The following is a 9,603-nucleotide window of genomic DNA, read 5'->3' as shown; positions in this document are numbered from 1 at the left end:
CCTGATGAGATGGTCGAACATGCTGTGCCCCGCGGCTCTGCGCGCTTATCGCAGACCATATAGTAACCAATTGTGGCTTATGCCTATTTCGCACTGGTTGCGATTTCTTGAAGAAGCCCCGGGCGGACCATCCCATATGGGCGGCGCTTTGGCGAGAATTTTCAATCTGGTGAAAGTCGACATTCGGGGTCGTTGAAGATATCGAGGCGAAGGGGGCCTTTGAATGGATCGCATTGCAATTTACGAGAAGCTCACGGAGCTTTTCCGGGACATCTTCGACGACGACGACATCGTTGTCGGAGACGACACCACGGCGGCGGATGTCGAGGGCTGGGACAGCCTGACCAACATCAGGCTGATCCTGGCGGTCGAAACTGCGTTCAGCATCCGGCTTTCCGCTGCCCAGGTGTCGGCGCTCGCCCAGTTGGGCGATCTTGTCAGCGTGATCGAGAGAAAGCTCAACCAGGCCGCGGCATGAGCAGCAGGCTGTTCCGCGATCTACAATGGCTTCCGCGGCCTGCCGACTTCCGGGCAGAGTGCGAGGCGTTGCGAACAGCGGACGGCGATTGCGGCGACGCGATCAAGGCACTCGCTGCGCAGGCTCTGGACGACGTCCAGCTCAACCGGCTGGCGAAGCTGATCGCCCGGCTGCAAGCCGACGGGCGCTCGACCAGGCCGCTCATTCCCTTTCGCCTCGGCATCATCGGCAACGGGACGCTCGATCTCGTCGCGCCGGCGCTGGTCGCCACGGCGGCGCGCCACGGCTTCCTGCTCGAATGCGTGACTTCGGAGTTCGGGCAGGCTGCGCAGGATGCGCTGTCGCCCGAATCCCGGATCAATGGCGCCGGATGCGATGCGGTGCTGGTCGCCATCGATCATCGCGGCTTGCCACTCGGCGCATCATCCGGCGATCCGGTGCTGGCGCAGGATCTTATCGCCGAGTCGCTGGGCATGATCCGTCGGATGCAGGCGGGGCTGCGCGAGCATGGTGGCGCGCATGTGATCCTCCAGACGCTCGCCGCGGTCCCGGAACCACTGTTCGGCAGCATCGATCGAGCGACGCCCGGATCACTGCGGCACGCGGTGGACGCGTATAATCAAGGTTTGTGGGCAGAGCCGCGCGACGGCGGCGCGTCCGTGCTCGACGTCGCCGCGCTCGCCGAAACCGTGGGCCTCGCCGAATGGCATTCCCCAACGCAGTGGAACATGGCGAAGCTGCCATTCGCAGCGGCCTATGTGCCGCTCTACGCCGATAATGTCTGCCGCCTGCTGGGCTCGCTTCGCGGACGGAGCCGCCGGGCGCTGATCCTCGATCTCGATAATACGCTGTGGGGCGGCGTGATCGGCGACGACGGCCTCGACGGCATCGTGGTGGGGCAGGGCGACGGCACCGGCGAAGCCTATCTCAGCGTCCAGCAGCTTGCGCTGTCGCTGCGGGCGCGGGGGGTCGTGCTGGCGGTGTCGTCCAAGAACGATGACGCGGTCGCCCGGCAGGTGTTCCGCGAGCATCCCGACATGCTGCTGCGCGAGGACCATATCGCGGTGTTCCAGGCGAACTGGAACGACAAGGCGACGAATATCAAGGCCATCGCCGACGAACTGGCGCTGGGTCTCGACGCCATGGTGTTCCTTGATGACAATCCGGTCGAACGCGCTTTGGTGCGGCGTTTCCTGCCCCAGGTCGCGGTGCCGGAGCTGCCCGAAGACCCGGCACTCTACGCCCGCACACTCGCCGCAGCCGGCTATTTCGAGGCGGTGGTCGTCTCGGAGGAGGATCGCGCCCGCGCCGACTTCTATCAGGGCAATGCCCGCCGCGCCGCACTCGGCAAGGCGGTGGGCGATGTCGGCGACTATCTTGCCGCGCTCGACATGGAGATCGATTTCCGGCCGTTCGACCGGGTCAACCGGGGGCGCATCTACCAGCTCATCAACAAGTCCAACCAGTTCAACCTGACGACGCGCCGCTATGCTGAGAGCGAGGTTGAAGCGCTCGAGCAACAGGACGGGGTCTTCACCCTGCAGGTTCGCCTGTCGGATCGGTTTGGCGACAATGGCATGATCAGCGTCGTCATCTGCCGGCAGATCGAGCGAAGCTGGATCATCGACAGCTGGCTGATGAGCTGCCGCGTGCTGGGCCGCGGCGTCGAGCGCATGGTGCTTCGCCACCTGATCGAACAGGCGCGGCCGCGTCGCATCGAGACCCTGATCGGCGACTATATCCCGACCCCGCGCAACGCGCTGGTGCGGGACCATTATCGCGAGCTCGGCTTCACGCCGGCGGGCGAGGAGGGTGAGGCGACGCGCTGGACGCTGGCCACTAGCGCCGAAATCGCCGCGCCGCCGATGCGGATCGCGGCCGCCCCCGATGCCGTAGCGGCGGCGTAAAACTGCCATGGCCGTGCCATCGATCAGCTTCCTGATACTCGTCTTCGTCGCGGCTATCCTGTTCAACCTGTCGAGCGCGCCGCGCTGGCGGCAGCTCGTCCTGCTCGTCACCAACGTCTATTTCCTGTCGACCTTCGTGCATGCTCCGGCTGAGCTGATCCCCTATGTCGGCTTTCTCGGCCTCGGCTTCGCGCTGATCCACATGGTGCGGCGGGGCGTGCCGACGATCGCCTATGCGGCGTCGATCGCGGTGCTTCTGTTCAGCTTCTTCTGGCTGAAGAAATACACCTTCCTGCCGTCGGTGATCTTCATCGGCTCGCCCTATCTCCTGGTGGGCATGTCCTATGTCTTCTTCCGGGTGATGCACCTGCTGATCGACGCGCGCTATCCCGAGGACGCCTATCGCCTGACCATCGTCGATTATGCGAACTACACGCTGAATTTCACCAGCGTCACGTCGGGCCCGATCCAGCGTTATGAGGAATATTTCCGCATGACGACCAGCGAGGCCTGGGGGCTTGGGCCGCTCGACATCGGCGTCGGGCTCGAACGCATCCTGATTGGGCTCTGCAAGATCATGGTGCTCGCGGTATTCGTCGGCATCGTGCAACAGCGGCTTGCCTATCATCTGACGCCCGACAGCGGGATGCTCGACCGCGTGGGTACGGTGATGGGACTGACCGCACTCTACCCCATCTATCTATATTTCAACTTCTCCGGATACACCGATTTCGTGATCGGCGCGGGGCGCTTCTTTCGTATCAAGCTTCCAGAGAATTTCGACCGGCCGTTCACCGCGACCAGCTTCATAGATTATTGGAATCGCTGGCACATGTCGCTGTCGAACTGGCTGAAAAGCTACGTCTATACGCCGCTGGTAACCAGCCTGGCGCGGCATGTTCGCAGCCCCGATCTTCTGCCCTATATGAGCGCCGTCGGCTTGTTCGTGACCTTCTTCCTGATCGGCGCCTGGCATGGCCGCACCGCCAATTTCCTGTTCTTCGGGCTGCTGAACGGGGCCGGTGTCGCGCTGAACCAGGGATACCGCATCATCATGATGAAGCGTCTCGGCCGCAAGGGGTACGCGGCGCTCGGCAACAAAGACTGGTACAGCTTCATCTGCCGCGGTCTGACCTTCACCTGGGTCGCCTTCACCCTGCTGTGGTTCTGGTCCGACTGGGCCGAGCTGGGCCGGTTCGCCGCCATGCTGGGGCCGGTCGCGATCGCCGCCGGATTGGGCGCGCTGGTGATCGTTGCCGCAGTCGCGTTGCATGTGCTGATGCGGATTCACGACCGCAGCCTCGCGCCCGAATGGCGTGACCGGCCGGTCCTCAACTCGCGCTATGTGCGGACCGCCTGGATGTCGGTGATGCTGCTCTGCGTGCTGGTGGTGCAGAGCGACATGACCGTGCTCAACGCGGTCGCGCTCGCGGGAGGCTACACTTATCGGGCGAAGAAGGACAAGGTCCTGATCGTGCGCGCCAGTGATCCCGCGAAGAAGGAAGCCGTGGCAGCACCTGGCGACCATGTCGGCCCTGGCGACATCATCCGCGTTCCCGAACGCTTCTTCTAGGCTGTAGTGACGATTTCATCGTGGTGTGTGCTGGAACTTGCGGTGACGACCCGGCGGAATGTCAGGTCCGCCGTCCTGATCATGGATGAGGTCGCGCAGCTAATCGGCGTATACGCGCGGTCGGCGAGCACTCGCCGGCGGCGGCTCGCCCCAACTCAGCACGAACGACATTGAGCAGGAAACGGCATAGACTGGATTAGCCTGTCGCGGCGTTCAACACGCCGGCAATCACAGAAAGTGCCGAAGTATTTTCTCCGCGAAGGAATCCAGATAGCGTTTATTTTCCTCCAGCGTGGATCGCCTCTGATATTGGTGGAAGGGCGACAATAACTGGATGGCTGTCACGCCATGATCTTCGGCACGGCGGAATGCGTCGATGTCCCACACGTCATTGAGGATCATGACAATCTCGAACGGGAGATGCTCGCGCCCCGCCTCGCGTCGCATTTGGCGCAAGCGTGCGACGAGCGGCGGCATGTCTTCCACCTTGTTGCCGGTGTCCATCCAACCATCGCACAGCGTCGCCGCGCGGCGCATCGCGGCCGGGCTTGCTCCCGCCGCGATGATAGGCACATGACCGGGCGCCGGAAGGATCCGCAATCGCGGAAAGTTGAAGAAATCCCCCTGATGCTCGACGATCTCGCCGGTCCACAACTTGCGCAGGACGGAAATCATCTCGTCGGCACGCTTGCCGCGCCGCGTGAAGTCGACGCCATAGACATCGAACTCCTCTTTCATCCAGCCGACACCCGTACATAAATGTAGCCGGTTGCCGCTGAGCGCGGCCAGGGTCCCTGTCGCCTTTGCCACTTCGATCGGCTCGCGAAGCGGCAGCACATAGATGCTTTGCATGAGATTGATGCGCCGGGTTGCACCCGCAATCATCGCCAGGGCGACCCAGGGTTCCGGAAACGACCACTTCTGCTCGATCGTAAAGAATGGCTTGCCGTCTGGCGAAGCAGGGTAATGCGAATCGATGCGTTCCGGTATCAATGCGTGATCGGAAATGCCAACTGCATCGAAGCCGAGTTCCTCGCAGTGGACTGCACACTCGATGAGTTGATCGTCCTCAACCTGCGACAAGAGACTCCAGAACTTCATCGTCGCTCCTCGTTCTTCGTTGTCCGGACTTCTGCAACAAGCGTCCCGCATTGACGGCTTGTTGCAGTCATCTGGCCTGACGGCCCACGGGAGGCGTCAGGCCATGGGTCCGTTTCAGTCGGTCAAGGTCGGATTATAGGCCCATCCCTCGCGCGGACCGCACACATTGTTGACGAGCCCGACGCCCTTAGCGCCGTTCATGCTCAGCTCGACCAGTCGATCCTGAATGTCGAAATGCCAGCGGTCGTCGTCCCCGCTGCGCCGCAAGGAATTCAGCGTTCCCGGCTGGTTGAAGTCCCAGGTCTCGCCTTCGACCAGAAACGGCCCGCGGTCGAGGCCATGCCGATCGTCATAGCCTTGGCCGGCGTTGTAGAAGGGCGCCTGGATGCCCTTGGCCTCCAGCCGCCAGATTTTGCCATGCTCGTCGGTAAATTCCCATTCGGCCTGATCCCACAGCCGTGTGCTGCCGGGGGCAGTCGTATCTTCATTGAAATGGAAGTGATGCCGTGCCTTGACCAGCCGGGTCACGCGGCCGTCGTCGTGCATGATCGCCCCATCTTCCAGCACGTAATTATTGCCAGCCACCGGAACATGAAAAAAGGTGAAGTTCAGGCTGAAATTGTCGAAGTGCCCCATGATCCAGAAATAGGCCTCGACATGCCGCATCAGACCCTTGCCGCGGACGCCCCAGGTGCGATCACGCACGCCGACATAACGGTTCAGTTCGATGGTTTCCCCAGCGATTGCGATCGAGCCGTCGAAATAGCCCATCTGGGTGAAGTGGGTCATCGGATGGCTGGGAACATCGAGCTTGTTGTAGAGGAAGGGCGCGGCCCTTGCGGTGAAGTCGATCGATCCGGAAAGGCCATATGCATTCTCGCTCAGCGAGAAGCGCAGCCGCTTCATCGGCTCGATGACCTCGATCGACAACGGGCCGACATTGCTGTTGTTGCGATCCGTCGCATCCCCCTCATGCGAGATATGCCTGGACGCGCGGAAATTATGCTGCACGCCATCGCGGATGACGCAAAACGATCCGTCGATCACCCCATGTCCGCTGACATTGGGGTATGTGCCCAAACCAGCTGCGATATAAGTCCGGCCATCCTGTCCGTGACAACCGAACCAGCAGCGGTCCATAAAGCTCTCGCTCTTGTCCGCAACGGTATCGAGCGTATCACCTGTCTGGTGGATGAAGTAATCATCCCATTGAGTAAGCGCCATCATGCTACCTTTCCAAATTATAGTCGCCTAACAGGTATTCGGCTGCCGCCGCTATTCGTGAGCCTTGGCCTTCTCGGCATCCTCGATCGCTTGTGCCATGCGTTGAGCGGGAGTTTGAACGAAAGAACCCAGCACCAACAACTCGGGATTCACCTCGGGCAGCGTAAAAAATCGAAGTTCCGACTCCAACATCACTGTGTACATGATGAAAAATCTGAAAACGTTACAATATTTCAGCCGGAACTCTGTTGTCGGTTTCCCGCCCGACTCCACGTAATGAAGCATGAATTCCTTGGCATCATCCTCGTTCGAGAAGGATGCAAGAAGTCCGGCCAGATCTTCCGCCCTGTCGCCCAGGTGCGACAACTCCCAGTCCAGTACGCCCTTAATCTGATCGCCCTGCATCATGATATTGTGCAGGGCATAATCGCCATGGACGAGGACGGGTGCCTCTTCGGGTTGCGGGAGATTGGCGCGCAGCCAATGCAGGGCCGCCTCGATGGTCGGTGAAGCGAGGCCCGTGGATCGCCACAGCCTGATCCAGCGCTCGAGATAGTTGCCGACCGCTTCCCCCGTCGAAACGCCGACCAGGTCCGTATCGACGAGGCTCTGCCGCAGATCGGGATCGGCCGCGTCCAGCGGAAGCGCGTGGATCTTTGCAAGTTGCGTGGCCAGGCCGCGAAGCTGCGACGACGTCAGCCGCTGCGCTTCGACAACCGTTCCGAAATTCTTGCCTTCCAGTTTGCGCGTCACCAGAAATTGCGCGCCATGCTTTTCGCGATCACATTCGAGCCAGATCGGCTCGGCCACGGCAACTCCACCCCGATAGAGATAGCGGAGAAGAAAATATTCGCCGTCGATATCGCGGCCTTCGATACCTAGCGGCAGCCCGGTGCTCGCGCGCGCCACCAAGTCCCAGGTTTCGCCATTGTTGTCGGCGAGCTTGAACAGGGTGGTCACGTTCGAAAAACCGCCAACCAGGCTTGTGAACTCGATGACCTGCGCGTTCTCGAACGCCCCGCCCTGCGCCCGGGCAGAGCTTTCGAGCATCTGCTTCACGTCATTCTGCTTGGCTGTGTCTTTTCCGGCGCTGGGAAGTTTGAGAAGCTCCGCCTCCCACGCGCACAGCGAGGATATGATGTTCTTTAAATTTGCGTCGCGATTAGATGGATAGCCCGACTCGGCGACGAGCGACGATAAAGCCCGTTTCAGCTCGACAAGAAGATCCTGTGCAGCTGAATAGTCGCGGGAGTCCTGGATCGCCGGCGGCAAGCGCCGGAGGTCCGCGATCTCGGTTGCACCCGCCTCGCTGCGTTCGATCAGTTCCGCCAGGCGTAGTCCCAGTGCATGTCCAGCGGCATAGACATGTTCAAGCTGAGCAGGTTCTTCGCGGCGACATAACTCGCCTGCTACAGTCGCGATGGCCAGATGATCCATGTCGGAAGCCGGAATATCGTAACGGCTGGCCATGCGGCCGAGCGACTCCGCCATAGCGTCTATCAGGCGGCGCTTGTCGAAGTTCATGTCTCTAATCCCGCTAACATTTTCGGCCTCTGCGTGGACAGCGGCTTCGGAAGGGCGAAGCAGTCCCGGTGCATCGGAAGCATAAGCGCCGATGCACCCGACAAGGCTGCCGGATCAACTACCCGATCAGGTGAACCATTCGGCACGACAGCCTCTGCCAAAAGATTAGAATCGATACTTGGCCCGCATGCCATAGGTGATCGGCTTTGCGGCCTGCTGCGGCCGCCGCCAAGCTTCCGGCCGGTGCTCAGATTACGCACATAGCCATTTTCGTCCAACAACCGGCCTGCAAAGCGGACGCTCAGGCTGTCCGTGACCGGCAGGTTCAGCATGCCGTCGACCTGCTTATGGTCAACGCGGCCATATGCCGCCCTGTGCACCATGTTGAACGGCGCCGCTCTCGTCTGCCGGGATGTCACCTGCCGACTGGGCCTGTGCGGAATAGGCCGTGAATGCGCTTCCGGCCAGCAACACGCTTCTGAACATGATCGATCTCATGAGCACGCGAATTACCTCCCCTCTTTTTGAACCGTGACGCTGAATCATGCGCGCGCGAGTAGCCATGCACGCTTGTCGGCCATGCCATGCCGGCCAGCGTCATAGCCGTCTGTGCTGTCCGCCTCCGCGAGTCAACAAAAAAGAATGGTTGACCAGCCATTTTTCTTTCCAAGCTTGGTGCAATCGGGTTGGAAAGTACAAGTCGGCTTGTTAAGGGGGGCGTGGAAGGTGATGATGGTACGATCGGCACAAGCGACTTCGCGACAGCAAAGGCGCGCGGAGCGCCTCTCCCATATTCTGGACGCGGCACGAACATGCGTTCGTGCTGATGGGTTTCATGGAGCGACCTTGAGCCGCATTGCCGCACAGGCATCGATGAGCGGCGGGCACATTTATCAGTATTTCGAAACCAAGGAAGCGATCATGATCGCGCTATGTGAGCGCGATTTCGAAGACTTCATGCTGCACATCACCGAGCTGGGCGATTATGCCTGCCTGGATGTCGATACAATTGTGGAAACATTTGCGAACGAGATCATGAGTCTGCTCAGCCATGATCGGGCCGCGCTCACGCTGGAAATTATTGCGGAAGCGGGACGGGACCCCAAATTTTTGGACATGGTCCTGCGTGTTGACGATCGGATCCGCCTCGCACTCCGCAAGATTATCGAACCGCTGCTGGAAGGATTCACTCAGCAAGAAATCGAGGAGCGCATCGAAGCGCTTCTCGTAATGACGCGCGGCTTGGCGGTCCATACATGCACACGTCCGACCAGCGACCACGAGCTCCTGACCGCGACATACAAAATTGCGCTTCGGGGTGCGCTGTGGCGGCCGGAGCAGCTTGAGTCTGCCAAGGCCAGGTGAAGCGATAAAAAGGGAAATCCGGCTTAGGCGTCCGAAGGCCTGCGGCATGCTTTGGCCGGCGTGTCGTGATTTGGCCGCCTACAATCCGATTCGCCTGCCCAAGCTCCTGGCAGTGCCGGCGTGAGCCTCAAAGGCAAATGACGTATCACGGAGATGCCCGACTTCACCGCCGACTATCCGGACGTGAGACGGCACTCGATTCCGCGACGCGCCAGGATGAAGGTTGGAGGGTATATCGTGCTCTGCTTTTGTTGTGGCGGGATACGAAATAGTATCGTTCACCTGGGGCTTGCCTTGCTCATTTGCATTCTTGCCAGCAAGGTTGGCACGCGGCGGGCTTTGTAAGCATGATCCGCCGCCAGCGGTCACGCCTCCTGCTCGGCTGGGCTCAGTGCTTCGCGGCGCATGAAGGCCCAGTCGGTAAGCTCGGC

General features: G+C 60.8%; 8 protein-coding genes. 4 read left to right on the top strand and 4 right to left on the bottom strand.

Annotation, left to right across the window (positions count from 1 at the left end):
- The first annotated feature begins 223 nt into the window (after nucleotides 1-223).
- From AAC645_RS20130 to AAC645_RS20120, 3 genes are read left to right on the top strand one after another with little or no spacing between them, the layout of a single operon-like run.
- Nucleotides 224-478 (top strand): acyl carrier protein, encoded by a 255-nt coding sequence (locus AAC645_RS20130; protein ID WP_340318367.1) that lies wholly within the window; start codon nucleotides 224-226, stop codon nucleotides 476-478.
- Nucleotides 475-2,385, top strand: a complete 1,911-nt coding sequence (locus AAC645_RS20125; protein ID WP_340318366.1) for an HAD-IIIC family phosphatase — start codon at nucleotides 475-477, stop codon at nucleotides 2,383-2,385. The genes AAC645_RS20130 and AAC645_RS20125 overlap by 4 nt, the downstream gene beginning before the upstream one ends.
- A gap of 7 nt (nucleotides 2,386-2,392) precedes the next feature.
- A complete protein-coding gene (locus AAC645_RS20120) occupies nucleotides 2,393-3,958 on the top strand; it encodes an MBOAT family O-acyltransferase (protein WP_340318365.1) in 1,566 nt (521 codons plus the stop codon).
- A gap of 228 nt (nucleotides 3,959-4,186) precedes the next feature.
- On the opposite strand, the gene AAC645_RS20115 is transcribed toward AAC645_RS20120, so the two are convergent.
- The 4 genes from AAC645_RS20115 to AAC645_RS20100 all read right to left on the bottom strand — a co-directional run bounded on the left by AAC645_RS20115 (nucleotide 4,187) and on the right by AAC645_RS20100 (nucleotide 8,293).
- The gene (locus tag AAC645_RS20115) at nucleotides 4,187-5,110 is read right to left on the bottom strand and encodes an LLM class F420-dependent oxidoreductase (protein WP_340318364.1); all 924 of its coding nucleotides are present in this window, start codon (nucleotides 5,108-5,110) and stop codon (nucleotides 4,187-4,189) included.
- A 63-nt stretch (nucleotides 5,111-5,173) separates the two neighbouring features.
- Nucleotides 5,174-6,286, bottom strand: coding sequence for a hypothetical protein (locus AAC645_RS20110; protein ID WP_340318363.1), 1,113 nt, complete (start codon nucleotides 6,284-6,286; stop codon nucleotides 5,174-5,176).
- Nucleotides 6,287-6,334: 48 nt separating this feature from the next.
- Nucleotides 6,335-7,807, bottom strand: coding sequence for a phosphotransferase family protein (locus tag AAC645_RS20105; protein WP_340318362.1), 1,473 nt, complete (start codon nucleotides 7,805-7,807; stop codon nucleotides 6,335-6,337).
- A 351-nt stretch (nucleotides 7,808-8,158) separates the two neighbouring features.
- A complete protein-coding gene (locus AAC645_RS20100) occupies nucleotides 8,159-8,293 on the bottom strand; it encodes a hypothetical protein (RefSeq protein ID WP_340318361.1) in 135 nt (44 codons plus the stop codon).
- 156 nt (nucleotides 8,294-8,449) lie between these two features.
- Between AAC645_RS20100 and AAC645_RS20095 the strand changes: the two genes are divergently transcribed.
- On the top strand, nucleotides 8,450-9,172 hold the full coding sequence (locus AAC645_RS20095; RefSeq protein ID WP_340318360.1) for a TetR/AcrR family transcriptional regulator: 723 nt from the start codon (nucleotides 8,450-8,452) through the stop codon (nucleotides 9,170-9,172).
- Nucleotides 9,173-9,603 lie beyond the last annotated feature (431 nt).

The organism is Rhizorhabdus argentea, assembly GCF_037861105.1.
GTDB lineage: Bacteria > Pseudomonadota > Alphaproteobacteria > Sphingomonadales > Sphingomonadaceae > Rhizorhabdus > Rhizorhabdus argentea.
The sequence above is the reverse complement of the archived record's forward strand: the minus strand, read 5'-3'. Positions and strand labels throughout refer to the sequence as shown.